Origin of the sequence: Klebsiella michiganensis, from assembly GCF_015139575.1 — a bacterium.
Classification (GTDB): domain Bacteria; phylum Pseudomonadota; class Gammaproteobacteria; order Enterobacterales; family Enterobacteriaceae; genus Klebsiella; species Klebsiella michiganensis.
This window is the reverse complement of sequence record NZ_AP022547.1, coordinates 721,720-746,841: the sequence shown is the minus strand read 5'-3', so window position 1 is coordinate 746,841 and position 25,122 is coordinate 721,720. Positions and strand designations below refer to the sequence as shown.

Annotated in this window: 23 protein-coding genes, 1 pseudogene and 1 riboswitch; of the genes and pseudogenes, 13 read left to right on the top strand and 11 right to left on the bottom strand. The window is 54.9% G+C overall.

The genetic code is table 11. The features are described from left to right. Window positions 1-21: 21 nt before the first annotated feature. Window positions 22-444, bottom strand: a complete 423-nt coding sequence (locus tag JLG71_RS03590) for a DUF1249 family protein (RefSeq protein WP_004854247.1) — start codon at window positions 442-444, stop codon at window positions 22-24. Then, on the bottom strand, window positions 441-1,073 hold the full coding sequence (nudF, locus tag JLG71_RS03585) for an ADP-ribose diphosphatase (RefSeq protein ID WP_004854249.1): 633 nt from the start codon (window positions 1,071-1,073) through the stop codon (window positions 441-443). The genes JLG71_RS03590 and nudF overlap by 4 nt, the downstream gene beginning before the upstream one ends. Window positions 1,074-1,268: 195 nt before the next feature. Here nudF and tolC point away from each other — a divergent pair, with 195 nt between their 5' ends. From tolC to JLG71_RS03570, 3 genes are all read left to right on the top strand, one after another. After that, window positions 1,269-2,717, top strand: a complete 1,449-nt coding sequence (tolC, locus tag JLG71_RS03580; protein ID WP_004854252.1) for an outer membrane channel protein TolC — start codon at window positions 1,269-1,271, stop codon at window positions 2,715-2,717. 169 nt (window positions 2,718-2,886) lie between these two features. Continuing rightward, the gene (locus JLG71_RS03575; protein WP_004125303.1) at window positions 2,887-3,555 is read left to right on the top strand and encodes a DUF1190 family protein; all 669 of its coding nucleotides are present in this window, start codon (window positions 2,887-2,889) and stop codon (window positions 3,553-3,555) included. Between the two features lie 5 nt (window positions 3,556-3,560). Further along, window positions 3,561-4,721: a glutathionylspermidine synthase family protein gene (locus tag JLG71_RS03570; protein WP_049079783.1), complete on the top strand. Its 1,161-nt coding sequence runs from the start codon at window positions 3,561-3,563 to the stop codon at window positions 4,719-4,721. A 45-nt stretch (window positions 4,722-4,766) separates the two neighbouring features. Here JLG71_RS03570 and ygiD read toward each other — a convergent pair whose 3' ends face one another. Beyond that, window positions 4,767-5,558, bottom strand: a complete 792-nt coding sequence (gene ygiD / locus JLG71_RS03565) for a 4,5-DOPA-extradiol-dioxygenase (protein ID WP_186006433.1) — start codon at window positions 5,556-5,558, stop codon at window positions 4,767-4,769. A gap of 193 nt (window positions 5,559-5,751) precedes the next feature. Here ygiD and zupT point away from each other — a divergent pair, with 193 nt between their 5' ends. The 5 genes from zupT (at window position 5,752) to JLG71_RS03540 (ending at window position 11,954) form a co-directional block, all read left to right on the top strand. Continuing rightward, window positions 5,752-6,510 (top strand): zinc transporter ZupT, encoded by a 759-nt coding sequence (zupT, locus tag JLG71_RS03560; protein ID WP_186006836.1) that lies wholly within the window; start codon window positions 5,752-5,754, stop codon window positions 6,508-6,510. Between the two features lie 445 nt (window positions 6,511-6,955). Next, a complete protein-coding gene (locus JLG71_RS03555; protein ID WP_032751300.1) occupies window positions 6,956-7,528 on the top strand; it encodes a fimbrial-like protein in 573 nt (190 codons plus the stop codon). Window positions 7,529-7,616: 88 nt separating this feature from the next. After that, window positions 7,617-10,145 carry a fimbria/pilus outer membrane usher protein gene (locus JLG71_RS03550; protein ID WP_116279844.1) on the top strand — a complete coding sequence of 843 codons (2,529 nt, stop codon included), beginning with the start codon at window positions 7,617-7,619 and terminating at the stop codon, window positions 10,143-10,145. A 13-nt stretch (window positions 10,146-10,158) separates the two neighbouring features. Continuing rightward, entirely contained in the window at window positions 10,159-10,896 is a 738-nt protein-coding gene (locus tag JLG71_RS03545) for a fimbrial biogenesis chaperone (RefSeq protein ID WP_200914302.1), read from the top strand. Between the two features lie 2 nt (window positions 10,897-10,898). Next, window positions 10,899-11,954, top strand: a complete 1,056-nt coding sequence (locus tag JLG71_RS03540; protein ID WP_200914301.1) for a pilus assembly protein — start codon at window positions 10,899-10,901, stop codon at window positions 11,952-11,954. 74 nt (window positions 11,955-12,028) lie between these two features. Here the strand turns inward: JLG71_RS03540 and ribB are convergent, their stop codons facing one another. After that, window positions 12,029-12,682 (bottom strand): 3,4-dihydroxy-2-butanone-4-phosphate synthase, encoded by a 654-nt coding sequence (gene ribB / locus JLG71_RS03535; RefSeq protein ID WP_004854262.1) that lies wholly within the window; start codon window positions 12,680-12,682, stop codon window positions 12,029-12,031. A gap of 106 nt (window positions 12,683-12,788) precedes the next feature. Then, window positions 12,789-12,940: riboswitch (FMN riboswitch) on the bottom strand. A gap of 120 nt (window positions 12,941-13,060) precedes the next feature. On the opposite strand from ribB, the gene ubiK reads away from it, so the two are divergent. Then, window positions 13,061-13,333 (top strand): ubiquinone biosynthesis accessory factor UbiK, encoded by a 273-nt coding sequence (gene ubiK, locus JLG71_RS03530; protein ID WP_025105914.1) that lies wholly within the window; start codon window positions 13,061-13,063, stop codon window positions 13,331-13,333. A 53-nt stretch (window positions 13,334-13,386) separates the two neighbouring features. Here the strand turns inward: ubiK and glgS are convergent, their stop codons facing one another. The 4 genes from glgS to JLG71_RS03510 all read right to left on the bottom strand — a co-directional run bounded on the left by glgS (window position 13,387) and on the right by JLG71_RS03510 (window position 19,519). Next, window positions 13,387-13,596 (bottom strand): cell surface composition regulator GlgS, encoded by a 210-nt coding sequence (glgS, locus tag JLG71_RS03525; protein WP_004854266.1) that lies wholly within the window; start codon window positions 13,594-13,596, stop codon window positions 13,387-13,389. Between the two features lie 273 nt (window positions 13,597-13,869). Next, on the bottom strand, window positions 13,870-15,303 hold the full coding sequence (gene hldE / locus JLG71_RS03520) for a bifunctional D-glycero-beta-D-manno-heptose-7-phosphate kinase/D-glycero-beta-D-manno-heptose 1-phosphate adenylyltransferase HldE (RefSeq protein ID WP_014226884.1): 1,434 nt from the start codon (window positions 15,301-15,303) through the stop codon (window positions 13,870-13,872). A 58-nt stretch (window positions 15,304-15,361) separates the two neighbouring features. Further along, complete coding sequence (gene glnE / locus JLG71_RS03515) at window positions 15,362-18,196, bottom strand: bifunctional [glutamate--ammonia ligase]-adenylyl-L-tyrosine phosphorylase/[glutamate--ammonia-ligase] adenylyltransferase (protein WP_200913977.1); 2,835 nt, start codon at window positions 18,194-18,196, stop codon at window positions 15,362-15,364. 24 nt (window positions 18,197-18,220) lie between these two features. Then, window positions 18,221-19,519 (bottom strand): CYTH domain-containing protein, encoded by a 1,299-nt coding sequence (locus JLG71_RS03510; protein ID WP_014226885.1) that lies wholly within the window; start codon window positions 19,517-19,519, stop codon window positions 18,221-18,223. Between the two features lie 214 nt (window positions 19,520-19,733). On the opposite strand from JLG71_RS03510, the gene JLG71_RS03505 reads away from it, so the two are divergent. Both JLG71_RS03505 and JLG71_RS03500 read left to right on the top strand, forming a co-directional pair. Next, on the top strand, window positions 19,734-20,354 hold the full coding sequence (locus JLG71_RS03505; protein ID WP_014226886.1) for a TIGR04211 family SH3 domain-containing protein: 621 nt from the start codon (window positions 19,734-19,736) through the stop codon (window positions 20,352-20,354). A gap of 60 nt (window positions 20,355-20,414) precedes the next feature. Then, window positions 20,415-21,656, top strand: a complete 1,242-nt coding sequence (locus JLG71_RS03500; protein ID WP_122117493.1) for a multifunctional CCA addition/repair protein — start codon at window positions 20,415-20,417, stop codon at window positions 21,654-21,656. A gap of 10 nt (window positions 21,657-21,666) precedes the next feature. Here JLG71_RS03500 and bacA read toward each other — a convergent pair whose 3' ends face one another. Together bacA and folB are read right to left on the bottom strand one after the other, a co-directional pair. Continuing rightward, window positions 21,667-22,488: an undecaprenyl-diphosphate phosphatase gene (gene bacA, locus JLG71_RS03495; RefSeq protein ID WP_004854277.1), complete on the bottom strand. Its 822-nt coding sequence runs from the start codon at window positions 22,486-22,488 to the stop codon at window positions 21,667-21,669. Window positions 22,489-22,691: 203 nt separating this feature from the next. After that, complete coding sequence (folB, locus tag JLG71_RS03490; RefSeq protein WP_014226889.1) at window positions 22,692-23,075, bottom strand: bifunctional dihydroneopterin aldolase/7,8-dihydroneopterin epimerase; 384 nt, start codon at window positions 23,073-23,075, stop codon at window positions 22,692-22,694. A gap of 221 nt (window positions 23,076-23,296) precedes the next feature. Here folB and plsY point away from each other — a divergent pair, with 221 nt between their 5' ends. Then, on the top strand, window positions 23,297-23,917 hold the full coding sequence (gene plsY, locus JLG71_RS03485; RefSeq protein ID WP_004854283.1) for a glycerol-3-phosphate 1-O-acyltransferase PlsY: 621 nt from the start codon (window positions 23,297-23,299) through the stop codon (window positions 23,915-23,917). Between the two features lie 298 nt (window positions 23,918-24,215). Here plsY and JLG71_RS28325 read toward each other — a convergent pair. Beyond that, window positions 24,216-24,299: pseudogene (locus JLG71_RS28325) on the bottom strand (short-chain dehydrogenase); the annotation flags it as partial. Between JLG71_RS28325 and JLG71_RS03480 the strand changes: the two are divergent. Further along, window positions 24,289-25,113: an urease accessory protein UreD gene (locus JLG71_RS03480; RefSeq protein WP_048260458.1), complete on the top strand. Its 825-nt coding sequence runs from the start codon at window positions 24,289-24,291 to the stop codon at window positions 25,111-25,113. The pseudogene JLG71_RS28325 and the gene JLG71_RS03480 overlap by 11 nt on opposite strands. Window positions 25,114-25,122 lie beyond the last annotated feature (9 nt).

The window sequence follows — 25,122 nt, the reverse complement described above, 5'->3', positions numbered from 1 at the left end:
GTGTCCTTAGGTTTCACGACGCTAACAAACCGGAATCGCCATCGCTCCATGTGCAAAACAGTATCGCAGCCAATCGGCCAGAAACTGATTAATTTGATGCTTTTCGTCGCGTTGATGCAACTTTTTATTAGGATAATCATACCGCGCTTTAAAGCGAAAGATCTGCTGACTTGAACACACTTCAGCGACCATTGCATCGTGATAGAGCCGTACCGTCATTGACGGCAGACTCCAGTAGCTCACCGACGGCGCCGTCTGTTCAATCGCCACTAACGTAGTGTAGCGGGTCGATTCGACGATGGTTAATCGGTATTGCGCGTTGCCCACCTGGTAACTCACCTTTTCTCCCGCTGCATCCGTTCGCGGCAACAGGCGGCGCAGCTGGGCAAAGTTGGTTTCACACAGGCGCATCATTTCAGGAAAGTCAGGCGTATAACGCTTCATTTTGTCCACTCGTTTCGTAAATTGTGATAATGCAGTTGCAGCCATTGCAGCGCGATGACAGAGGCTGCGTTGTCGATTTTCCCCTCTTCCACCCATCTGTAAGCCTGTTCCCGGCTCACCACATGAACGCGAATATCCTCGTTTTCGTCGGCCAGTCCATGAATTCCTTTTGCCGTCGTTGCATCGACTTCACCCACCATAATAGACAGCCTTTCGCTGGTGCCGCCGGGGCTGGCCAGGTAGCTCAGGACCGGTTTAACCCGGCCAACAATAAGCCCGGCCTCTTCCACCGCTTCACGACGGGCGACATCTTCAGGAGATTCGCCTTCTTCTATCATACCGGCGACCATTTCGAGCAGCCACGGGCTCGCGCTGGTATCATACGCCGCAATACGGATCTGCTCGACGAGCACAACTTCATCGCGTACCGGGTCAAAGGGTAGCAAGACTGCGGCGTGGCCGCGCTCAAAAATTTCGCGGGTCACTTCGCCGCTCATCCCGCCGTTAAACAGGCGATGGCGAAAACGATATAAATCGAGCGAAAAAAAACCGCGATAAAGCGTTTCGCGTGCAATAATTTCTACATCGTTTTTAGAGAAGGTAATCCCCTGCTGATTGACGTCGCTCATTTCGATATCCTGTAGAACATGAAGTTATGAATTTATAGGCGGTGTGGCTACCGTTTTACGGCTCGTATGCTAGATTGGTGCAAATTACCGCCCCATGGCACATAACGCCAACTTTTTACGGTAACAGACTCTATACAATCAGTGATTATTTTTAGAATTTGAGTAGCGCTAAATGCTTCACAACAAGGAATGCAAATGAAGAAACTCTTTCCCATCCTTATCGGCCTGGGCCTGACTGGCTTCAGCGCCATGAGCCAGGCTGAAAACCTGCTGCAGGTTTATCAGCAGGCGCGTGTCAGCAACCCTGATCTGCGTAAATCAGCAGCCGATCGTGATGCCGCATTCGAGAAGATCAACGAAGCGCGTAGCCCGTTATTGCCACAGCTCGGTCTGGGTGCAGATTATACCTATACCAGCGGCTTCCGTGATGCTAAAGACCAGAATTCCGACGTCACCAGCGGATCGCTGCAGCTCACGCAGGTTCTGTTTGATATGTCGAAATGGCGTGCGCTGACGCTGCAGGAAAAGAACGCCGGCATTCAGGACGTCACCTATCAGACGGATCAGCAAACGCTGATTCTGAACACCGCGACGGCCTATTTTAAAGTGCTGGCCGCGATCGATACGCTCTCCTATACCGAAGCGCAGAAACAGGCTATTTACCGCCAGTTAGATCAGACCACCCAGCGCTTTAACGTTGGCCTGGTGGCGATTACTGACGTACAGAACGCCCGTTCGCAGTACGATGCCGTGCTGGCGAATGAAGTCACCGCGCGCAACGACCTCGATAACGCCGTAGAAGGGCTGCGCCAGGTGACCGGCAACTACTATCCGGAGCTGGCCTCGCTGAACGTTGATGGTTTTAAAACCACTAAACCATCGGCGGTGAACGCGCTGCTGAAAGAAGCGGAAAACCGCAACCTGTCGCTGCTGCAGGCCCGACTCAGCCAGGACCTGGCGCGCGAGCAAATTCGCCAGGCGCAGGATGGGCATCTGCCGACCCTGAATTTAAACGCGTCCAGTAGCGTATCTAATAACAGCTACAGTGGTTCTAAAAACACCACGCAGGACAGAGATATCGGGCAGAACCAAATCGGCCTGAACTTCTCCCTGCCGCTGTATCAGGGCGGGATGGTGAACTCCCAGGTTAAACAGGCGCAGTACAACTTTGTCGGCGCCAGCGAGCAGCTGGAAAGCGCGCATCGTAGCGTGGTGCAGACCGTTCGTTCCTCTTTTAACAACGTGAACGCGTCCATCAGCAGCATCAATGCCTACAAACAGGCCGTGGTGTCTGCCCAAAGTTCACTGGATGCCATGGAAGCCGGTTATTCAGTGGGTACGCGTACCATCGTCGATGTCCTGGACGCGACCACCACGCTGTATAACGCAAAACAGCAGCTGTCCAACGCGCGTTATAACTACCTGATTAACGAGCTGAACATCAAGTCCGCGCTCGGTACGCTGAACGAGCAGGACCTGGTTGCGCTGAACAACACGCTGGGTAAAGCGATTCCGACCTCGCCGGACAGCGTGGCGCCGGAAAATCCGCAGCAGGATGCCAGCGCTGACGGCTACAGCAACACCGCCGCGGCAAAACCGGCTTCCGCACGCAGCACCAGCGGCAGCAATCCGTTCCGCCAGTAATTAAGCTTGCGCACTCCACGCTTCGCTTACCCCGCGGGTAAGCGAAGCGTTAAACGTAAGGCAACGTAAAGATCCCCCGCTTTCCGCCCCTATTCGCTTCATTTTCCACCACTCATCCTCTATCCTGAGCGTTAACAAAACGCATACCACTGGGTCCAGGAAGACAAACATGAAACGGACAAAAAATATTAAACACGCCTCCTTCCGCAAAAGCTGGAGCGCTCGTCATTTAACTCCCGTTGCGCTCGCCGTGACGGCGGTATTTATGCTCGCCGGCTGTGAACAAAGCGATGAAACGGTTTCTCTGTATCAAAACGCCGATGACTGCTCTGCCGCTAACCCGAGCAAATCCGCAGAGTGCACCACCGCTTACAACAACGCACTCAAAGAAGCAGAACGTACCGCGCCGAAATACGCCTCTCGTGAAGATTGCGTCGCCGAATTCGGTGAAGGTCAGTGCCAGCAGGCGCCGGCTCAGGCAGGCATGGCTCCGGAAAACCAGGCCCAGGCGCAAAGCAGCGGCAGCTTCTGGATGCCGCTGATGGCGGGCTACATGATGGGCCGGATGATGGGCGGCGGAATGGGCGCTCAGCAGCCGCTGTTCAGCTCAAAAAACCCGGCCAGCCCGGCCTATGGTAAATACACCGACGCGGGCGGTAAGAGCTACGGCGCAGCGCAGCCGGGCCGTACCATGACCGTGCCGAAAACTGCGATGGCGCCAAAACCAGCCACCACCAGCACCGTGACGCGCGGCGGGTTTGGCGACTCGGTCGCTAAGCAATCAACCATGCAGCGTAGCTCAGCAAGCTCCTCTTCTTCACGCTCGATGGGCGGCTAAGCGACATGGAAAGAATCAGCATTACCGAGCGCCCGGACTGGCGCGAAAAGGCGACAGAATATGGCTTTAACTTTCACACCATGTATGGCGAGCCATACTGGAGCGAAGAAGCCTATTACAAACTGACGCTGGCGCAGGTTGAAAAGCTTGAAGAGGTCACCGCTGAGCTGCATCAGATGTGTCTGCAGGCGGTGGAAAAAGTCATCGCCAGCGATGAGTTAATGGCCAAATTTCGCATCCCCAAACACACCTGGGGCTTCGTACGCCAGTCGTGGAAAACCCATCAGCCCTCGCTGTATTCGCGTCTCGATCTCGCGTGGGACGGCGTGGGTGAACCGAAGCTGCTGGAGAACAACGCCGATACGCCAACGTCCCTCTATGAAGCGGCATTCTTCCAGTGGATCTGGATGGAAGATCAGCTGAACGCTGGTCAGCTGCCGGCGGGCAGCGATCAGTTCAACAGCCTGCAGGAGAAGCTGATCGATCGCTTTGGCGAGCTGCGCGAGCAGTTCGGCTTCCAGCTGCTGCATATGGCCTGCTGTCGCGATACCGTTGAAGACCGCGGTACCGTGCAATATTTGCAGGACTGCGCCGCAGAAGCGGGCGTGGCAACCGAGTTCCTCTACATCGAAGATATTGGTCTCGGCGAAAAAGGCCAGTTTACCGACCTGCAGGATCAGGTGATTGGTAATCTGTTCAAGCTCTATCCATGGGAGTACATGCTGCGCGAGGTGTTCTCCACCAAGCTGGAAGATGCAGGCGTGCGCTGGCTGGAGCCGGCGTGGAAGAGCATTATCTCCAACAAAGCGCTGCTGCCACTGCTGTGGGAGATGTTCCCCAACCATCCGAACCTGCTGGCCGCTTATTTCAGCGAAGATGCGCATCCGGAGCTGGAGAAGTACGTTATCAAACCGATCTTCTCCCGCGAAGGCGCTAACATCTCTATAGTGGAGAATGGCAAAGTGCTGGAGGCGGTAGAAGGGCCGTACGGTGAAGAGGGCACCATCGTCCAGGCGTTCTATCCGTTGCCGAAGTTTGGCGACAGCTACACGCTCATCGGCAGCTGGCTGATTAACGACCAGCCGGCGGGAATTGGCATTCGCGAAGACCGGGCGCTGATCACTCAGGATCTGTCGCGCTTTTATCCGCACATTTTCGTCGAGTAACAGCAAACCCCGGCGGCATTGTTTACTGCCGGGGTTTATCTATTTTCAGGCGCCAATGACCACCGACAGCATGCTCAGGGAGCCCATTTCCATTCCTTCAACCGGGATCGTAATCGGCTCTTCACCGTCCCAGGCGGCCAGCACGTACAACAGCGGCAGAAAGTGATCGGCCGTCGGGTTCGATAACGATCCGCCTTCATGCGCCAGGTAATTCACCAACGGATGTTCCGCTACGGGACCTTTCCAGTCCAGGTTCGCCTTCACGTAGTCATTAAACGACGCCGCCCAGGGATAAGGTGTATTTTCGCCGTGCCAGCGTGCGGTACGCAGGTTATGCACCACGTTGCCGCTTGCCACCAGCATAATGCCCTCATCGCGCAGCTGAGCCAGCTTACGCCCCATTTCGAAATGCCATGCCGCGGGCTTCGTACTATCAATACTCAGCTGTACCATCGGAATATCAGCATCGGGATACATTTTAATCAACACGCCCCAGGAACCATGGTCAAAGCCCCAGGCTTCTTTATCCAGCGTCACCGGCACCGGCGCCAGCAGCTCGACCAGACGCTGGGCCAGCTCAGGCGAACCCGGCGCCGGATAATGCGTATCGTAGAGCGCCTGGGGAAAACCGCCAAAATCATGAATCGTTTTCGGCGCCTCCATCGCGGTCACTCCTGTACCGCGAGTGAACCAGTGCGCGGAGATCACCACAATGGCTTTAGGCCGCGCCAGCGTCTCGCCCAGATGCCGCCAGGCGCGAGTATAGATGTTATCTTCCAGCACGTTCATCGGGCTACCGTGACCTAAAAACAGCGCGGGCATGCGGGTACGGGACATAGTGATATCCTTTATTAAGAAAGTTGATGTATTTACATTACGCTCTTTCTATGGAGGATAAACTCAGATAAGCATGATGATGATCGTCAGAAAATTTGAATGTAAGCGGCGGTAAAGAGTGAATCCGCGCGCTCGCGATCGTCAATGGATCAGGATACTCTTAATAAGAATTATTTTCATAAGGAGGTGAATGTTGTCCTCACCCGTCATTTTGACCCTGCTGGCAGGGAGCGCTACCTTTATTGGCGCCATTTTCGGCGTTATCGGGCAGAAACCCTCGAATCGCTTACTGGGATTCGCCGCCGGGATCATGCTGTTGATTTCGTTGATGGAGATGCTGCCCGCCGCGCTGGCTACCGAAGGCATGTCCCCCCTGCTCGGCTACGGCATGTTTATTATCGGCCTTCTGGGCTACTTTGCGCTTGACCGCATGCTGCCTCACGCCCACCCGCAGGATCTGATGTCTCCCGGCATTTCCCGCCCGCGCAACCTGCGCCGTACGGCGATTTTGCTGACCTTAGGCATCAGCCTGCATAACTTCCCCGAGGGCATTGCGACCTTCGTGACGGCCAGCAATAATCTCGAGCTGGGCATGGGGGTCGCGTTAGCCGTTGCACTACACAACATCCCGGAAGGACTGGCGGTAGCCGGACCGGTATATGCCGCCACGGGCTCCAGAAGTAAAGCGGTGTTCTGGGCGGGTCTTTCCGGCATGGCGGAAATCTTCGGCGGCGTGCTGGCCTGGCTGGTGCTGGGCAGCGCGATATCCCCGGTGATGATGGGTGCCGTTATGGCCGCGGTTGCCGGAATCATGATTGCGCTGTCGGTTGATGAGCTTATGCCGCTGGCGAAAGAGCTCGATCCACAAAGCAACCCGAGCTATGGCGTGCTGTGCGGGATGTCAGTGATGGGATTAAGCCTGGTGGTTTTGCAAACGGTGGGCATTGGCTGAGTCAATGCCCCCATTATTTCACTTGTCAATTCATTACATGAATTCATCATTAATGATGAATTGAGAACAGGTATTAAATTTAACCTTTAGTCAATTAAGACCATGCGTAAATAGCCTTTTCACAGCATTCGCCCTCATTGCTTTGGCATTAATTTGACATTAATTCTGTGGGTATCAAACGAAATTTATTCACATCAACAATCAATACAGGTAAAGCCACCGTCAAAAGAGATATTACATTGCGAAAAATCCTAAAAAAAGCGCACTAAAATGCATACATTAAGGAAAACTGCGAGTTACCTTTAATTACAATTAACATGCGTAACAGTGAGCAGCATGATAGTTTTTACGCGTTGAATTAATATTAATTCAAGCAAACCCAATCCCATACCAGTTGTCGCAAACCTCATATTTAATATTGATCATCTATAAAGGACTATATTCCATGTTTAAAAAAACGCTGCTCGCTGTTGTCACTACCGCTGTTTTTTCTGCGACTGCTTTTAATGCCAGCGCTGAAGATCAGGGCCACGGTATTGTCACCTTCTCCGGTACCGTTATTACCGCCCCTTGCTCTGTGACACCGGAAAGCTCTCAGATTGATGTCGATCTCGGCCAGGTTGCCGATAGCGTACTGAACGGCGGCCAGTACTCTCAGCCTGCAGATTTCTCTATCAAACTGCGCGACTGTATTCTGAGCACAACGGATGATAAAGGCGTGAAAACGACAACGGATAAAGTGAACGTGACCTTCACTTCTGCCAACGTCGACAGCAATGACGCCAGCCTGATGGTAAATACCAAAGAAAGCAACTACGGCGGCGCTACCGGCGTTGGCGTACGTATTATGGACGCAGGTTACAACACCGTAACCCTGGGATCCGCAGTGCCGGTAGTGTTTACCGATACCAACCCGACTCAGAACCTGGACTTCCACGCCCGCATGGAATCTAAAGGTAAAAATGCAACCGAGGGTGATGTTTACGCTCAGGCAAACTACGTCCTGGCTTATAAATAATTATCGCTTTCGCTTAATTTTTATCGATTCAAGCCGGTGATGGATTCACCGGCTTTCCTGGTCTATTTTATTAAAAGAAACGGATTTTATGCGCACTATTATTCATAGCGGTTTAATGCCAGGAAAGTTATTCCTTTTAATAAAGCATACCCTTTACTCAGTATGTTTTACCGCATCACTATCAATGCCGCTTTATGCAATAGAATTCAATACCGATATGATTGATGCTGAGGACAGGAAAAACATCGATCTCTCGCAATTTGAAAAAAAAGGCTATATTCCTGTCGGCACCTATGTAGCACGCGTACAGATCAACAAAAATACCTTACCAAAAGCCTATCACCTGGAGTGGATAAAAGCTGATAACGAAAGCGGATCTCAGCTTTGCCTCACTAAAGAGCGCCTGGCAGAGTTCGGCTTTGCCGATGCGTTTATTGAACCGCTACAAATGTGGAATCAAAAAGGCTGTCTCGATCTCAGCCATCAGCCAGAGCTGATTATTCGTCTGGATAAAGCGAACATGGTACTGACGTTAACCGTACCCCAGGCATGGATGAAATATCAGGCTAAAAACTGGACGCCGCCGGAGTACTGGGACGACGGTATCGCGGGGCTTATGCTGGATTATAACCTTTACGCCAGCCAGTACACGCCGAGCCACGGCGACAGCAACCAGAGCGTCAACTCATATGGCACACTGGGTTTCAACCTCGGTGCATGGCGCTTACGTAGCGATTATCAGTACGATCAATCGTTTACTGAGCGGAAATCAACGGGTACCAGCAGCAGCCTGCCGCGTACCTATTTATTCCGCCCGATTCCGTCCCTGGCGTCAAAATTCACGATGGGCCAGTACGACCTGAGCTCAGGCCTCTACGATACTTTTCACTTTACCGGCGCCTCTCTGGAAAGTGATGAACAAATGCTGCCGCCGGATTTACGCGGCTATGCGCCGCAAATAAGCGGCATCGCGCAGACCAACGCTAAAGTCACCGTTACGCAAAACAGCCGCACGCTCTATCAAACGACCGTCTCCCCCGGGCCATTCACCATCGCCGATCTGGGCACAACCTTGCAGGGGCAGCTGGATGTAACGATCGAGGAAGAAGACGGACGCAAAAGTACGTTCCAGGTTGGTTCCGCCTCTATCCCTTACCTGACGCGTAAAGGGCAGGTACGTTATAAAAGTTCAGTGGGTAAACCCACATCAACGACCCACAATGATGTGAATAACCCCCTTTTCTGGACCGGGGAGGCTTCCTGGGGCTGGTTGAGTGATGTTTCTCTCTACGGCGGCGCTATCGTCACCGCCGATGACTATCAGGCGGCAACCGGTGGGGTTGGCTTTAACCTTAACCGTTTTGGCTCATTCTCCCTTGATATTACCCGCGCCGAGGCTAATCTACGTAATGACGATCAAGGTAAACAGCGCGGCTTCAGCTATCGCGCTAACTATGCCAAACGTTTTGAAGAAACAAACAGTCAGGTAACCTTCGCGGGTTACCGGTTCTCAGATAAAGAGTACGTCACGATGAGCGAATATATCAGCTCGCGCGATGGCTCCGACTCCAGCTCCAATGAGAAAGAGAGCTATGTGCTCTCCTTTAATCAGTTCGTTGCGCCGCTGGAGCTAAATACCTATCTGAGTGTCACACGTAATACCTACTGGAACAGTGAAACCAATACGAACTACTCGTTTTCTCTGAGCCGGAGCTTTGATATTGGTGCGTTTAAAAATATTTCAGCTTCATTGGCGATGAGCCGCGTGCGCTGGAATGATGATGAAGAGAATCAATATTACTTTTCACTCACCCTGCCGCTGGAAAATAATCGCAATATTATGTACAGCCTGCAGCGCTATGGCGACGACGCAACGACGCAAACGGCAACCTGGTACGATGGTTCAGATCGTAATAACCCGTGGAATATGTCCGTTTCAGGCACAGATAAAGAGTTTGGCGATGGCGAAGCGGCCATGCGCGGATACTATCAGCACTATTCACCCTATGGCCGGTTGAATGTAAACGGTAGCGTGAAGCCAAGCAGCTATCGCTCGCTCAGCGCTGGCTGGAACGGCTCGTTCACGGCAACCCGTTACGGTGCGGCATTACATGATTACAACACTGGCAACAGTTCTCGCGTCATGGTGGATGCGGATGGAATAGCCGGTGTTGAGGTAAACAATCATCGTAGTATGACCAATATGTTTGGTATTTCCGTGGTTCCGTCAGTGGGTAACTACACAACGGCGATGGTGATGGTGAACAACAACAACCTGCCGGATGGCGTGGATGTAACCAACTCGGTAATCCGCACCACGCTGACCGAAGGCGCTATTGGCTATATGCCCCTGAGCGCGACCAAAGGCTATCAGATCATCGGCGTCATCCGCCTGGAAGACGGACGCTATCCACCGCTGGGCGTGACCGTAACCGACAAAGCAACCGGTCGCGATATAGGTTTAGTCGCTGATGACGGCTTTGTATACCTGAGCGGAATACAGGAAAACAGCATCCTGACGCTAAAATGGAACGACAACGTGTGTGATTTGACACCGCCTAACCATAGCAACCTCGATGGTCAGGCCATTATTTTACCATGTAAGCCCGCACATTAATTCAGGATGAATGATGATGAAAATTAACGCGTTTGCGAAAGGACTATTCTGTCTGTTGGGTACCAGCTTTGCGGTAAATGCCGCCGTATCGCCCGACCGAACCCGCATTATTCTTAACCAGTCGGATAAGAGCGTCTCCGTGCGGTTGACCAACCAGAGCACAACGACCCCTTTCCTTGCTCAATCCTGGATTGAGGACAAGGATAATAAAAAATCCCGAAACTATATTACTGCCGTTCCGCCAATGGTGCGCCTGGAGGCGGGTGAGCAAGTTCAGGTTCGCCTGATTCCTCAGCCAACGTTGACGCAGCTTCCGGCAGACAGGGAATCGCTGTTTTATTTCAACGTGCGCGAGATTCCGCCACGCTCGGAACAGAAAAACGTCATGCAAATCGCCATGCAGAGCCGTATTAAAATTTTCTGGCGACCAAAGGCTGTCGAAGTGAAGAACGGACAGGTGAATCTGACCGGCAAATTTGACATTAGCCGCACGGCCAGCGGGTTAACGTTAAAGAATAACTCCCCCTACTTTGTCACCGTGGGTTATATCGGCACGAATGGCAAAACGCTGCTGCCGAAAACATCCAGCATGATGGCTGAACCGTTTGGCCAGGCGTCGCAGGAGATTAAAGACCTGCCGGCTAATTTCCAGGTGGGCTTTATTGGTGATTACGGCGGGCTGAATATGTTTAAAGTCAGCTGTAATTCGGTACAAATGGTATGTCAGTCTGAACCGGCGAAAAGGGGCTAATGATGAAAAAAACATTTATTTTTTTTACTTTGCTGATTTGCCTTTTTTCATCATCATCCTGGGCAATCGATTGTTATCAAAATAACAACGGTGGACAACATCTGGTTACTACAACACTGCCTTCATTTACCGTACCTGCAGACGCACCTGTTGGCAAAAAAATCTGGGAAAGCGGAGATATGACCGTAACCGTTTATTGTGATGAAGCCACCCACAACAACAAAGATCCCAAATCGTCCTGGTCAGAAAACGTTTATGCTTATATTCTCGACAGTTTCCATAACACCGATAGCCTGATTATCAATAATCCTTATCTGGCATTTGGTGTAACCTATAATGGCGTGGATTACGATATACCGAATACAAAAATCAATACCGGAGCATGCCTTGATCAAATGAATGACTTCGATTATTCATATACGCATAAAGCATGTAATGGTCATACAATCCAGAAAAACACGACATTTTCCGCTCGTTTTCGCTTATACGTTAAGCTAAAAGCGATTCCACCTTCACAGATAGAGTATACTTTCCCTGCGGTCACCGTATTAGCCTTCGATGGTTCTGGAGGAATCAACCAGCTGGCGACTGCAAAAAACTTGCACTATGATATTAATGGGCTTTCAAATATTCATTTTTTAGATTGTAGCGTTGATATTAAAATTCACCCCGAATCACAAATTATCGACTTCGGTCAAATATCTGACAATGTTATATTAAAAGAACCAGCCAGGAAGCCATTTAGCATATCCACTATTAAAAATGAAGCGTTGGGATGCACCGAGAAATTTGATGTCAAAACCAGCTTTTATACTAATGATACGCTATACGATAATACTCATCTGGATATGGGAAATGGTCTTCTGATGCGCATTAACGACAAAACAATTAGCAGCGATATCGTGTATAATCAATATCAAAATTTTGCAACCTATAGTCCAGGTAGCGCTACGACGGTAACCCATGACTACATTGCAGAGTTGACGAAGCATCCAACAAAAAGCCTTGTGGAAGGGCCTTTCAGCAAAGATGTCATTATAAAGATTAACTATCAGTAGCTTTCTTCAGGAGCTACTCAACAATAAAGCCGGGATACCCCGGCCTTATCATTTTTTTAGCGCAACGACTGCAATCAGCTGGCTTTACGCTCGTGTTCGCGACGGTAGGCCACTAAATCTTCAATCGTGACCACTTCCATATTGTGCTGCTGAGCAAACTCGATGCACTGCGGCGCACGCGCCATAGAGCCGTCGTCGTTGGTCAGTTCACACAGTACGCCCGCCGGTTTGAGGCCAGCCAGCGTGACCAGATCGATGGTTGCTTCAGTATGGCCGCCGCGGGTCAGAACCCCGCCCGGCTGCGCGCGCAGCGGGAAAACGTGTCCAGGGCGGTTCAGGTCGGACGGCTTCGCGCCATCGGCAATTGCCGCGCGCACGGTGGTCACGCGGTCAGCGGCGGAAACGCCGGTGGTCACGCCTTCAGCGGCTTCGATGGTCACGGTAAAACCGGTACCGTAGGCGCTGGTGTTGTTCTCAACCATCATTGGCAGGTCGAGCTGTTTACGGCGATCTTCCGTCAGGCACAGGCAGACAATGCCGCTACCGTGGCGAATGGTCAGCGCCATCTGCTCAACGGTCATGGTTTCAGCGGCGAAAATCATATCGCCTTCGTTTTCACGGTCTTCATCGTCAAGCACCATCACACCGCGGCCTTCGCGCAGTGCATCCAGAGCACGTTCTACACGTTCAAAAGCGGTACCAAAAGAGGAAAGTAGCGTCTGATTCATGGTAAAAAAAACCTCATTAATTGTATGGTTACCAGAATCAGGGCAGTCTTAGGAGCGCCGGTTTAGCGGCAAAAGTCAACGCAAGCGGGTACAAACCCGACTGAGCCGTTACTCTCTCCCATCCGGACTCTAACCGTCGGCCCCGGAATTACACCGGATCTGCTGACCTTTCTGCATTCGCAGAAAGCGCTCGCGGGCTTTCAACGCTATGGTTGATTTACCGCCGGTGGGGAATTTCGCCCCGCCCTGAGAATAAGCAAAGCAACTATAACGCTATTGACTATCGTCGGCAATGCATAAGCTTCAAACATTTATGGTTTATAGGCGCCGACGATCGCACTACAATGAGCGGATAACCGACCAGAGCAGGAAACCACCATGATTGACCCGAAAAAAATTGAACAAATCGCCCGTCAGGTTCATGAATCAATGCCGAAGGGGCTCCGCGATCTGGGGGAAGACGTGGAGAAAAAAATCCGTCAGGTGCTCCAGTCGCAGTTAACTCGCCTGGACCTGGTAAGCCGCGAAGAGTTCGACGTGCAGACGCAGGTGCTGTTGCGCACGCGTGAAAAGCTGGCGCTTCTGGAGCAGCGTCTTAACGATCTGGAAAACCGTTCGCCGAGCGCGCCGGACGTCGAAGAGAAGCCGTAAAACAAGCAACGGGCCGTCAGGCCCGTTGTCGTATCTGTACTGCGGTAAGTAGATTAGTGCTCCAGCTCCGCTTCTGGCGTCATGGTTTTATTCGCCTGGCGGCAGTAAAGTTCATAGCGTTGACAAAACCATTCGCGATGCGCTTCATCCATATTACCAACAATGGCCTGAAGATCGACGGGCTGACCTTGTGCGTTCATTCTGGCGAAGCTCTGGGCCAGAAAATCAAAATTCTTCATTAAATACATATCGTTTTTCTTCATACGCATACTCCTTCAGCCGTTGGTGTTCTGATTGGTCATATGCTTTTTACTGACTTCAGTATTTATCCTTACCTTAGCTTTTTTTGTACGAAAAATGCGCCTCAAATGGCGATTTGTTGAGCCAAATCATTTATGCCGTCATTAAATAAAAAGAGGCCCGCGATTAGGCGATCGCGGGCCTCTTTTGTCCTGTTTTGCAGCGTTATCGCCGGTTACGCCTCGGTTAGCGCGATAATTCCGGACATACCGCCGCTACGGTGCGAAGAGAAAACATTACTGTTTGTTATCTTTCTGGATCTTCTTGATGATGTTGGTCGTCGAGCAGCCATCTTCAAAGTTGAGCACCAGCACCTCGCCGCCGTTTGCCCAGACTTCTTCGCTACCGGCGATCTGTTCCGGCTTATAGTCGCCGCCTTTTACCAGCAGATCCGGCAGAATTCCGGCAATCAGACGCTGCGGGGTATCCTCTTCAAAAGAGACCACCCAATCGACGGCTTCCAGCGCGCCCAGCACGATCATCCGCTGATCCAGCGGGTTGACCGGGCGAGAGTCGCCTTTCAGACGCCGGGTTGACGCGTCGCTGTTCACCGCAACGATCAGCCGATCGCCCAGCTTGCGCGCGTTAGCCAGGTAGGAAACATGGCCCGCGTGTAAAATGTCGAACACGCCGTTGGTCATCACCACTTTCTCGCCGCGCTTGCGCGCCGCGGCAACCGCCAGCTTCAGCTCTTCTTCGCTCATCACGCCAAAACCGGTCTCGGAGCGCCCGCGCACCGCGTTCTCCAGTTCGATAGGCGAAACGGTAGAGGTACCGAGTTTACCGACCACGACGCCCGCCGCCGCGTTGGCAAAGTAGCAGGCCTCTTCCAGAGTATTGCCGGAGGCCAGCGTCGCCGCCAGCACGCCGATGACCGTATCACCCGCACCGGTAACATCATAGACTTCCTGGGCCTGAGTGGGCATATGCAGCGGCGGTCGCCCCGGCTGCAGCAGCGTCATCCCCTGCTCGGAACGGGTCACCAGCAGCGCCGAGAGGTCAAAATCGGCGATGATTTTCATCCCACGCTCAACGATCTCTTCTTCATCCTTACATTTACCCGCGACCGCCTCAAATTCTGAGAGGTTAGGCGTCAGCAGGGTGGCGCCGCGATAGCGTTCAAAATCCGTGCCCTTCGGGTCGATAAGCACCGGAACGCCCGCGTCGCGAGCCAGCTTAATCATGGTCTGGACGCTGGTCAGCGCGCCTTTGGCGTAATCAGACAGTACCAGCGCGCCAATGGAGCTCAGCGCCTGCTGAATACGCTCGTGCATCGGCTGCGGATCGACGCCGGAGAAACCCTCTTCAAAATCGAGACGAATCAGTTGCTGGTTGCGCGACAGCACGCGCAGTTTGGTAATCGTCGGATGGGTCGGGACGGACACAAAGTCGCACTTCACGTTGACGTCCGCCAGCGCCTTGCTTAACGCGCGGGCGGCATCGTCAATCCCGGTCAGGCCAACCAGACGAGAGGTCGCGCCGAGCGACGCAATGTTCATCGCCACGTTTGCCGCGCCGCCAGGACGTTCTTCGATATTTTCCACCTTCACCACCGGCACCGGCGCTTCCGGCGAAATACGGCTGGTGGGACCATACCAGTAGCGGTCCAGCATCACATCGCCAACCACCAACACTCCTGCACGTTCAAACTCTGGCAGCGTTACTTTCATTCCTCTCTCCTGCGAGACGCAAACTTTGCGCGCGATAATAGCACACCCGGTTTTTTAGTTAAGCCATCAACCACTTCTGCCAGCTGGCGCTGACCTGTTCACGCTCCTGGCTAAACGCTTCTGGCGCCACGTTCCCCGGCTGCTCCTGCAGCGCCAGGTGATGGAGCGCATCGCGCAGCGTGGTGTAAGCGTGAGTTAACGCCCTCGCCTCTGCCTCGTCCATAATGTCGTTCTGCGCCAGCAGTTCCAGAATACGGACGTTATCGGACCAGCGCGTGAGCTTCGGTTTATCACTGGCATAGCGTAGGACCAGATACTGGGTAATAAATTCAATATCCGTGATACCCCCGGCATCGGCTTTAATATCAAAGCGATCGTGATGCTTATTCCCCAGGTGAGCGCGCATTTTTTCGCGCATTTCCCGCACTTCGGTCTGCAGTTTTTCGCCTTCTCGCGGGGTAGTAAGAATATCCCGACGAATGGCGTCAAAGCGCGCCTGTAGCTCAGGATCGCCATACACTACGCGGGCGCGAACCAGCGCCTGATGCTCCCAGGTCCATGCCTCATTTTGTTGATAATCAGCAAAGGCATCGGCGGTGGTCACCAGCATGCCCGCCGCACCAGAAGGACGTAAGCGAGCGTCCACTTCGTACAGAATGCCCGACGAGGTGCGAGTGCTGAAAAGATGCATGATGCGCTGCGCCAGCCGCAGATAAAACTGACGACCGTCGATTTCGCGCTCGCCGTCGGTCATCACCTCCATCGGACAATCGTGGAGGAACACCAGATCGAGATCGGAACTGTAGCCCAGCTCCCAGCCCCCCAGCTTACCGTAGCCAACCACCGCAAAACCGCGCCCCTGGCGATCGTGCAGGTGCGTCGGCTGCCCGTAGCGGGCCACCATCTGCAGCCAGGCCTGCTGGACCACCGCGTCAATCATCGCCTCCGCCAGCCAGGTTAAGTGATCGCTCACTTTCATCACCGGCAGAGTTCCGGCGATATCGGCCGCGGCGATATGCAGCAGCTGCGCCTGCTTAAACTGGCGTAGCGCCTCCAGCTGCTGCTCTTCATCATCTTCCGGTACGCGCAGCAGATACTGCCGCAGTTCATCGCGATAGGCATCGGTGGCCGTCGGTTGATAAAGCGTATTCGGGTCCAGCAGCTCGTCCAGCAGCAGCGGATGGCGAGCCAGCTGGCTGGCGACCATCGGCGACGCCGCGCACAGGCTAATCAGGTGCTTTAGCGCGCCGGGGAATTCGCTCAGCAGCTCCAGATAGGTTGTGCGGGTGACAATCCCGGTGAGCAGCGGCGTAATGCGCGCCAGCGGCACCGGGGCATCCGCGCGCGAGCAGATTTCGCTGAGCAGATGCGGCATGAGCTGGTCGAGTACCTGACGGCCGCGCGGGCCAATTGTGCGCCGGTCCAGCTCTTTACGAAAATCGGCGATCAGCGCCAGCACGCTGCAGCGATCGCTGTCGGCGAGATGCGCCAGCGCCGGGCTGGTATCATCCTCCTGCAGCGCGTCCTGCCACAGTTCGCGCCAGTACTCTTCAAGCTGTTCATCCGGCGACTGGGTTTCATCGTCGCCGATCAATTCATTAAACACGCGCCGCACGTTGGCCATCTGCTCCGCCAGCCGCGCGCTGAGCGTATCCCAGTCGGCAGCCCCCATCCCCCAGGCCAGCCGTGCGCGATTAAGTTCATCCTGCGGCAGGGTTTGCGTCTGCTCGTCGTTGATGCTTTGCAGCAGGTTTTCCAGGCGACGCAAAAACAGATAGGCTTCGCGCAGCCTCTGCGCATCCCCTTCCGGCAGCAGGTGCAGCTCTTCGATGGCGGCCAGCGTCGGCAGCAAAGCCCGCTGTTGCAGCATCGGTTCGCGTCCGCCGCGAATCAGCTGGAAGACCTGGACGATAAACTCCACTTCGCGGATGCCGCCCGCGCCGAGCTTGATATTGTCCTTCAGTCCCCGACGGCGCACCTCACGGGCGATCATTCCCTTCATGTTACGCAGAGACTGAATCACGCTGAAATCAATATAGCGGCGGAAGACAAACGGCCGCAGCATGGCGCGCAGCTCGCTGGCGTAAACGCCATCGTTATCGCCCATGATTCGCGCTTTCACCATCGCGTAGCGCTCCCAGTCGCGCCCCTGCTCCTGGTAATAATCCTCCAGCGCGGCAAAGCTCAGCACCAGCGGGCCGCTGTCGCCAAACGGGCGCAGGCGCATATCAACGCGGTAGACAAAGCCATCCTGGGTGGGCTGATCCAGCACCTTAATCAGGCGCTGCCCGAGGCGGGTAAAAAACTGGGCGTTGTCCAGCTCGCGACGGCCGCCGCGCGTGGCGCCATGCTCCGGCCAGGCGAAAATCAGATCGATGTCGGAGGAGAAATTCAGCTCGCCGCCGCCGAGCTTGCCCATCCCGAGGATCAGCAGCGGCTGCGGCGTACCTTCAGCATTACACGGAGTGCCCCATTCACGGCAGCAGGCGGCGTATAGCCAGTCGCGCGCGGCGACGATTAAGGTCTCCGCCAGCGCGCTTAGCTGCTGCAGGCTGCTCTCTTCGCTGACCAGCGATAGCGCCTGGGCCCAGGCGATACGCACCATGATCCGACGGCGAAACTGGCGCAGCTCGCGCATCAGCGCGGCTTCATCATTGACCTCGGCCAGGCGAACCTGCAGCCAGTCGGCATAGTGATGCCACTCCTGCGCCTCGGGGGGCGCACTTTCAAGCTCTGCCAGCCACTGCGGCTGCGCGATCAGACTCTGTTCGACGAAATCGCTAAAGGCCATGACCGATTGCGCCCGATCGCTCAACGTCGATACGGGAAAATCCGCTGGTAGCCGGTCTGCGACCGTCTGCCAGTGCTGCTGTAATTGCGAAGAAAGCGGCATCTTAGGGGCTCCCTGGCCTGAAAATTATCGTTTTCCACTATGCAGCCAGAACGGCTCCGCGGCCAGCGCCTGGCGACGAAAATATTCGATGACGCTGCTGTCGTTATGCGCAATCGCCCGGCGGGTTTCTTGCCAGTTTTCCAGCCACGGCGCGGCAGCGTCGATATAAGCTCCGGATAGCAGCTGAACGGTGTCAATTTCACGGGTCAGGCGCGGAAGCTGATCGACATAACCGTCAGCGGACGGCTGGCGGAAGGCGTTTTTCAGCTCCGCCGCCGCTCTGGAGAGCTGAATATCCGCGAAGCGTTTAAACGAACCGGCAATTTTCTGCTCTCCGGCTGCGTTCAGGAAGGGACGCCAGCCGCGGTTTATCAACAGATCGGTGAGCGTCAGCTTGGCTCTGACGGTCGCCACGCTGAAAAGCGCCGCCTGGGCGGTTTCGGCCTCCGCCAGCGCCGCCTCAGCTTCGCTCAGACGCTCACGCAGCAGCGTGGTGGCCTTGCGCGGGACAATACCGCCAAACAGCACCAGCGCGTGCCGCACGCGGGCGATAGCGTGCAAAATCTCCGCTTTCGCTTTTGCATTGCCGCGATTGAGGAGTTCATCATGATACAGCCAGTGCGCCAGCGCGCTTTCCAGCGCCGCTTCCAGACCCTGCTCGACGCTGGCCTTCGGCGCGACGCGAAGGATCGTTAACGCGGTCAGCGGACGTTCTTCATTGCCCTGCGCCAGATGATAACCGCGCGCCGCCTTGCTCAGGCTGCCCTGACGCAGTACGCCGGTATCCAGCAGGCGACGGGCAAGGGTCAGAATGTCCTGGGTAGTACCGGACAGCAGTTCCAGCTCCAGTTCACAAATCGGTTCCTGATGCTCGCCGGCTTTAACTTCGCCGCGGTCAAGCGCGATTTCAATTTCGCTGTCGCCTTCTTTGACCACCCATCTTTCACGCTCAAAATCGGTGCTGAAAAGCGGCTGTACGTTCTGTGCGAGCGCCGCCGGCAGTTCCCCCTGCGGCCAGACCTCAGCCGGCAGTTTCTCCAGCGCCAGCTCCGGGGTGTCCAGAGGAATGTTGTATTCCGGACGCTGATGCAGGCCGCCGACGACGCGCCCGGCAATTTTCAGCGTCATTTCATAGCGCCCCTGGTCGCCGCGAATGCGCAGCCCCATGTCGTGGCGGCGCAGCCAGTTATCCGCCGTTTCATAGTAAATATTCAGCAATTGACCCGCTGGCGTATGCTTTGCCTCCAGCGCGTTGAGGTGCTGACGCAGCGCGTCAACGCCATCCTGAGCGACGATAAACTTTAATTCGATTTCTTGAGCCATGACTGAATTCTTCCGCTTATATGCTGTGCCGGGAAATTGCGGCGAACTAACAACGATATTTCTTGTCAGTAAATAGTATTTTGCGGCGAATCGCCATGCAATGCGCATTTTGCCGGGCCACCTCCTGGATGATTCCGATTGTGGCGGAAAACTTTGCGTCGCTTCGGCGATGCCACTACTATCGTTCAACTTTTTATGACCAAACGATGACCTGATGCCAAAATTACGCCTTATTACATTGACTTTGCTGGCGCTGAGCGCCGCCACGGCGGTCCACGCGGAAGAAAAACGTTACGTTTCAGATGAACTGAATACCTGGGTGCGCAGCGGTCCGGGCGATAACTATCGTCTCGTGGGCACCATCAACGCCGGTGAAGAAGTCGCGGTGCTGCAAACCAACGACAGCACGAACTATGCTCAGGTACGCGACAACAGCGGCCGTACCGCCTGGATCCCCTTAAAAGAGCTGAGCAACGAGCCCAGCCTGCGCACCCGCGTGCCGGATCTGGAAAACCAGGTCAAAACCCTGACCGACAAACTCAACAACATCGACACCACCTGGAATCAGCGCACGGCGGACATGCAGAAGAAAGTCGCCGGTAGCGACGCCGTGATAAACGGTCTGAAAGAAGAGAACCAAAAGCTGAAAAATGAGCTGGTTGTCGCGCAGAAAAAGGTAAACGCCGCAAATCTGCAGCTTGATGACAAACAGCGCACCATTATCATGCAGTGGTTTATGTACGGCGGCGGCGTGCTGGGCGTCGGCCTGATCCTCGGACTGGTGTTGCCGCACCTGGTACCGAGCCGCAAACGCAAAGACCGCTGGATGAACTAATTCGTCTTCTCTGCCAGACTTACGTATCATCGTAAGAAAATAAAGACGGGAGAGTGAGGCGTGAAGGTTTATCTGGTCGGTGGTGCAGTACGAGATGCGTTATTAAGGCTACCGGTTAAAGACAAAGATTGGGTCGTGGTTGGCGCCACGCCTCAGCAACTTCTCGACGCGGGCTACCAGCAGGTAGGCCGTGATTTTCCCGTGTTCCTGCATCCGCAAAGCCGCGAAGAGTATGCGCTGGCGCGCACCGAGCGCAAGTCCGGCTCCGGCTACACCGGCTTTACCTGCTATGCCGCCGCTGACGTCACCCTTGAGCAAGACCTGCTGCGCCGCGATCTGACGATCAACGCGCTGGCCCAGGACGTCGACGGCCAGATTATCGATCCCTACGGCGGCCAGGCTGATTTACGCCAGCGCCTGCTGCGTCACGTCTCGCCCGCCTTTAGCGAGGACCCGCTACGCGTCCTGCGCGTGGCGCGTTTTGCCGCCCGCTATGCGCATCTGGGGTTCCGCATCGCCGATGAAACCATGGCGCTGATGCGCGCGATGGCCGAGGCCGGCGAACTGGCGCACCTCACGCCTGAGCGGGTATGGAAAGAGACGGAAAGCGCCCTCTCTACCCGCAATCCGCAGGTCTTCTTCCAGACATTACGCGACTGCCGCGCGCTCAAGGTGCTGTTCCCGGAAGTCGACGCTCTTTATGGCGTACCGGCCCCGGCTAAATGGCACCCGGAAATCGACACTGGCCTGCATACGCTGATGACCGTCACCATGGCGGCGATGCTCTCGCCCGAAGTGGATGTCCGTTTTGCCACCCTATGCCACGACCTCGGGAAAGGGCTGACGCCGAAAGCGCTCTGGCCGCGCCATCATGGTCACGGTCCGGCTGGCGTTAAGCTGGTCGAGCAGCTCTGCGCCCGTTTGCGGGTGCCAAACGAGCTGCGCGACCTGGCAAAACTGGTCGCCGAATTTCACGATCTGATTCATACCCTGCCCATCCTGCAGCCGAAAACGCTGGTCAAGCTGTTCGATAATATCGACGCCTGGCGCAAGCCGCATCGTGTCAGGCAAATCGCGTTAACCAGCGAGGCCGACGTGCGCGGGCGCACCGGCTTTGAAGCCTGCGATTATCCGCAGGGTCGCCTGCTGCTGGAAGCCTGGGACGTTGCCCGGTCGGTTTCAACTAAAGAGGTGGTGACGGAAGGTTTTCAGGGCGTTGAAATTCGTGAAGAGCTGACGCGTCGGCGGATTCAGGCCGTCGCCCGCTGGAAAGAAAAGCGTTGCCCTCAGCCGCGGGACTGAGGGCGGGCGCTTAGAAGAAGACCACGTAGACCGCTGCCGCAACGATAAAACGGTAGATGGCGAACGGGATAAACGAAATACGTTTAATCAGCTGCAGGAAGGTTTTAATCGCAATCAGCGCGACGATAAACGCCGTGATAAAACCGACGGCAAACATCGGAATATCGCCGGCGTTCAGGAAGCCAATGCTCTTGTACATATCCAGTACGGTTGCGCCCATCATCATCGGCACCGCCAGCAGGAACGAGAACTCAGAGGCCGCATAGCGGCTGACGCCCATCAGCATCCCGCCGGAAATCGTCGCCCCGGAACGCGAGAAGCCCGGCCACAGCGCCAGACACTGGAAGCAGCCGATGACGAACGCCTGACGATAGGTCATATCATCAATGCCCACCGCGCGCGGCTGTTTCGGCTTCAGCACTTCCGCCGCGATCAGCAGCACGCCGCCCACAATCAGCGCATACATCACGTTTATCGGGTTAAACAGCGACTTGATGGTATCGTGGAAAATCAGCCCCAGCACCACCGCCGGGATCATCCCCAAAAGAATATGGATAAGCGACAGGCGACCGCTGCCCTGGCCTTCATGCTCGGGCTTTTTGCCAAAATGAATGCCGATAAGACCAAACAGGCGGCGCCAGAACATCACCACAACGGCCAGAATGGAACCAAGCTGAATGACGACTTCAAACGTATTCGCGGTATCGCCTTCAAAACCCAGCAGATGACCGACAATAATCATATGACCAGTACTGGAGACAGGTAAAAATTCTGTCAAACCCTCAACCACACCCAATATTGCCGCTATCAGCAGCGAGTGTATATCGCTCATCCAATTAAACCCTTTAAAAAGTAAAATGAAAAAAACCAGGAACGAAGAACCGAGCTATCAGGCGTGCTTATTTGGCCACAGACAGCGCGCAGAAAAGTGAGCGTACAGGTTGTACGCAAGGATTTCGAGCGCTGTCACAGGGCAAAACGGCAAAGAAAATAGCCTGATGGCCGGATTCTATGACCGGTATAAACGCAATTTGTTTAACGAGTATGACCTGAAAAGTTTTGTTTCAGATTAAGGCCACGTTCAATAATGACGCCGACGTTAGCCGCCCTGGCTACCGCCCCAGGTTTGCTGACTTTAATACGTACCCATGGAGATTGAAACTTTTCCAGCAGCAGGTCGGCAATTTCTTCCGCCACGCGTTCCACCAGCGCAAAACGCCCGCCTTCGACGTGGCTGATTACCAGCTCGCTGATATCAGCATAGCTGAGACAATCGCTGACATCATCGCTGGCCGCCGCTTTGCGGTTATCCCACGCCATTTCGATATCGAACACCAGCTTCTGTTCGATGGTCTGTTCCCAGTCGTAAACACCAATTGTGGTGATTACCGAAAGTTGCTCTATAAATACAATATCCATCACGACCTGCCTGCTTTTTGGCTAAACCGGATACCACTTCCGGCCAATTATGCGTATTATCCACAGATGCAAAGACATCCCCTAAATAATTTGCGTTGCAGGAAGACAGCGACGCGGCAAGGCTCCAGGAGCATAGCGTCGCTATGGGTCCCGGAGAGCCAATGCGCGGGCAACGCGCAGTGCGCAGGGGATAAAACGACACTTTCAAAATGGAACAGCTGATGAGTGCAATCGCGCCTGGACTGGTTATCCTCGCCTACCTCTGCGGCTCAATCTCCAGCGCCATTCTCGTTTGCCGCCTCGCTGGCCTTCCCGACCCTCGCGACAGCGGCTCCGGCAATCCAGGGGCGACGAACGTCCTGCGAATTGGCGGCAAGGGCGCAGCCGTAGCGGTGCTTATTTTTGACGTACTGAAAGGCATGCTGCCGGTCTGGGGCGCGTGGGCGTTAGGCCTGACGCCGTTCTGGCTCGGCCTGGTGGCGATCGCCGCCTGCGTGGGCCATATCTGGCCGGTATTTTTTAACTTTCGCGGCGGTAAAGGCGTGGCCACCGCTTTCGGCGCCATTGCTCCTATCGGCTGGGATCTCACCGGCGTGATGGCCGGAACCTGGCTGCTGACGATTCTGCTCAGCGGCTACTCCTCGCTGGGGGCTATCGTGAGCGCGCTGATTGCGCCGTTCTATGTCTGGTGGTTCAAACCGCAGTACACTTTCCCGGTTTCGATGCTGTCATGCCTGATTCTGCTGCGCCATCACGACAACATACAGCGTCTGTGGCGTCGTCAGGAAACCCGCATCTGGACCCGGCTCAAAAAGAAGAAAAAAACGCCGGAGCAGAAATAACCTTTGCTGCGCCGCAACTTCGCGGCAAGTAAGCCCCAGGTGATTAAAGTAAACCAACGCGGCTGCGGCTCGAAGCATGACAATTCTATGCCCTAAATAATTCGAGTTGCGGCAAGGCGGCAAGTGAGTGAGTCCCGATGAGCTTACTCCAGTAAGTGATTCGGGCGAACGACAAATCTGCCGGGAGCAGATTTGAACGTCGCTTGCGACGGTCCGCCAGGGCGAGGCCCATGGATGGGCCGAGTAGCCCGTAGCCAACGCGGCTGCGGCTCGAAGTATGACGGGCATAAGCTTTTCATATGACCGGGATGATTGGCCCCCGATCAATACTCTTCGCTGCTGTTTTATCTTGATTTTGCAGGGGCGCGACATTGCACGGCACCGTGTTACCACAGAATAAAAAAGGCTGGCAGGCCTCGCTGGACCTCCAGTTTCAATTTCTCGGCGGGAAAACCACGCTCGCCTCCCGTCGTCATGTCGGTCCCCTCACCGTTCAGCGCCCGTTTTATCCCGAAGAAGAGACCTGTCACCTCTATCTGCTTCATCCGCCCGGCGGTATCGTCGGCGGCGATGAGCTCACCATTAGCGCGACGATGGATCCCGGGTGCCACACGCTGATCACCATGCCCGGCGCCAGCAAGTTCTATCGCAGCAGCGGCGCGCAGGCGCGTCTTCAGCAAACCCTGACGCTGGCCGAAAACTCAACGCTCGAGTGGCTGCCGCAGGACGCGATCTTCTTTCCCGGCGCCAACGCCGCTTTGTCTACCGCCTTTCATCTCGCCGCCTCCAGCACGCTGCTGGCGTGGGACCTGCTGTGCCTTGGCCGGCCGGTCATCGGCGAAGCCTTTAGCCACGGCGCGCTCGCCAATCGCCTGGAGGTGTGGGTCGGCGGCTCTCCGCTGCTGATTGAGCGCCTGAGCCTGGCCGATGGACAGCTGGCCTGCGTCGCGCAGCAGCCGTGGGTGGGAACGATGCTGTTCTACCCGGCGAACGAAACGCTGCTCGAAGGCGTACGCGAAAAACTTACGCCGCTGGCAAACTACGCCGGCGCGACGCTCACCGACGGTCTGCTGACGGTACGCTTTCTAAGTGACGATAATCTGCTTTGCCAGCGGGCGATGCGCGATATCTGGCAATTTATGCGCCCGCACCTGACCGGCAAATCTCCGGTACTCCCCCGAATCTGGCTGACTTAAGAGAACGCT

Bases quoted from the DNA above. Each gene is read 5' to 3' on its own strand.
- tolC (WP_004854252.1), top strand. From the start codon at position 1,269: ATGAAGAAACTCTTTCCCATCCTTATCGGCCTGGGCCTGACTGGCTTC.
- hldE (WP_014226884.1), bottom strand. From the start codon at position 15,303: ATGAAAGTAACGCTGCCAGAGTTTGAACGTGCAGGAGTGTTGGTGGTT.
- nudF (WP_004854249.1), bottom strand. From the start codon at position 1,073: ATGAGCGACGTCAATCAGCAGGGGATTACCTTCTCTAAAAACGATGTA.
- bacA (WP_004854277.1), bottom strand. From the start codon at position 22,488: ATGAGCGATATACACTCGCTGCTGATAGCGGCAATATTGGGTGTGGTT.
- folB (WP_014226889.1), bottom strand. From the start codon at position 23,075: ATGGATATTGTATTTATAGAGCAACTTTCGGTAATCACCACAATTGGT.
- glgS (WP_004854266.1), bottom strand. From the start codon at position 13,596: ATGAAGAAAAACGATATGTATTTAATGAAGAATTTTGATTTTCTGGCC.
- ubiK (WP_025105914.1), top strand. From the start codon at position 13,061: ATGATTGACCCGAAAAAAATTGAACAAATCGCCCGTCAGGTTCATGAA.
- JLG71_RS03545 (WP_200914302.1), top strand. From the start codon at position 10,159: ATGATGAAAATTAACGCGTTTGCGAAAGGACTATTCTGTCTGTTGGGT.
- JLG71_RS03575 (WP_004125303.1), top strand. From the start codon at position 2,887: ATGAAACGGACAAAAAATATTAAACACGCCTCCTTCCGCAAAAGCTGG.
- glnE (WP_200913977.1), bottom strand. From the start codon at position 18,196: ATGCCGCTTTCTTCGCAATTACAGCAGCACTGGCAGACGGTCGCAGAC.
- JLG71_RS03570 (WP_049079783.1), top strand. From the start codon at position 3,561: ATGGAAAGAATCAGCATTACCGAGCGCCCGGACTGGCGCGAAAAGGCG.
- JLG71_RS03555 (WP_032751300.1), top strand. From the start codon at position 6,956: ATGTTTAAAAAAACGCTGCTCGCTGTTGTCACTACCGCTGTTTTTTCT.
- JLG71_RS03505 (WP_014226886.1), top strand. From the start codon at position 19,734: ATGCCAAAATTACGCCTTATTACATTGACTTTGCTGGCGCTGAGCGCC.
- plsY (WP_004854283.1), top strand. From the start codon at position 23,297: ATGAGTGCAATCGCGCCTGGACTGGTTATCCTCGCCTACCTCTGCGGC.
- ribB (WP_004854262.1), bottom strand. From the start codon at position 12,682: ATGAATCAGACGCTACTTTCCTCTTTTGGTACCGCTTTTGAACGTGTA.
- ygiD (WP_186006433.1), bottom strand. From the start codon at position 5,558: ATGTCCCGTACCCGCATGCCCGCGCTGTTTTTAGGTCACGGTAGCCCG.
- JLG71_RS03550 (WP_116279844.1), top strand. From the start codon at position 7,617: ATGCGCACTATTATTCATAGCGGTTTAATGCCAGGAAAGTTATTCCTT.
- JLG71_RS03540 (WP_200914301.1), top strand. From the start codon at position 10,899: ATGAAAAAAACATTTATTTTTTTTACTTTGCTGATTTGCCTTTTTTCA.
- JLG71_RS03510 (WP_014226885.1), bottom strand. From the start codon at position 19,519: ATGGCTCAAGAAATCGAATTAAAGTTTATCGTCGCTCAGGATGGCGTT.
- JLG71_RS03590 (WP_004854247.1), bottom strand. From the start codon at position 444: ATGAAGCGTTATACGCCTGACTTTCCTGAAATGATGCGCCTGTGTGAA.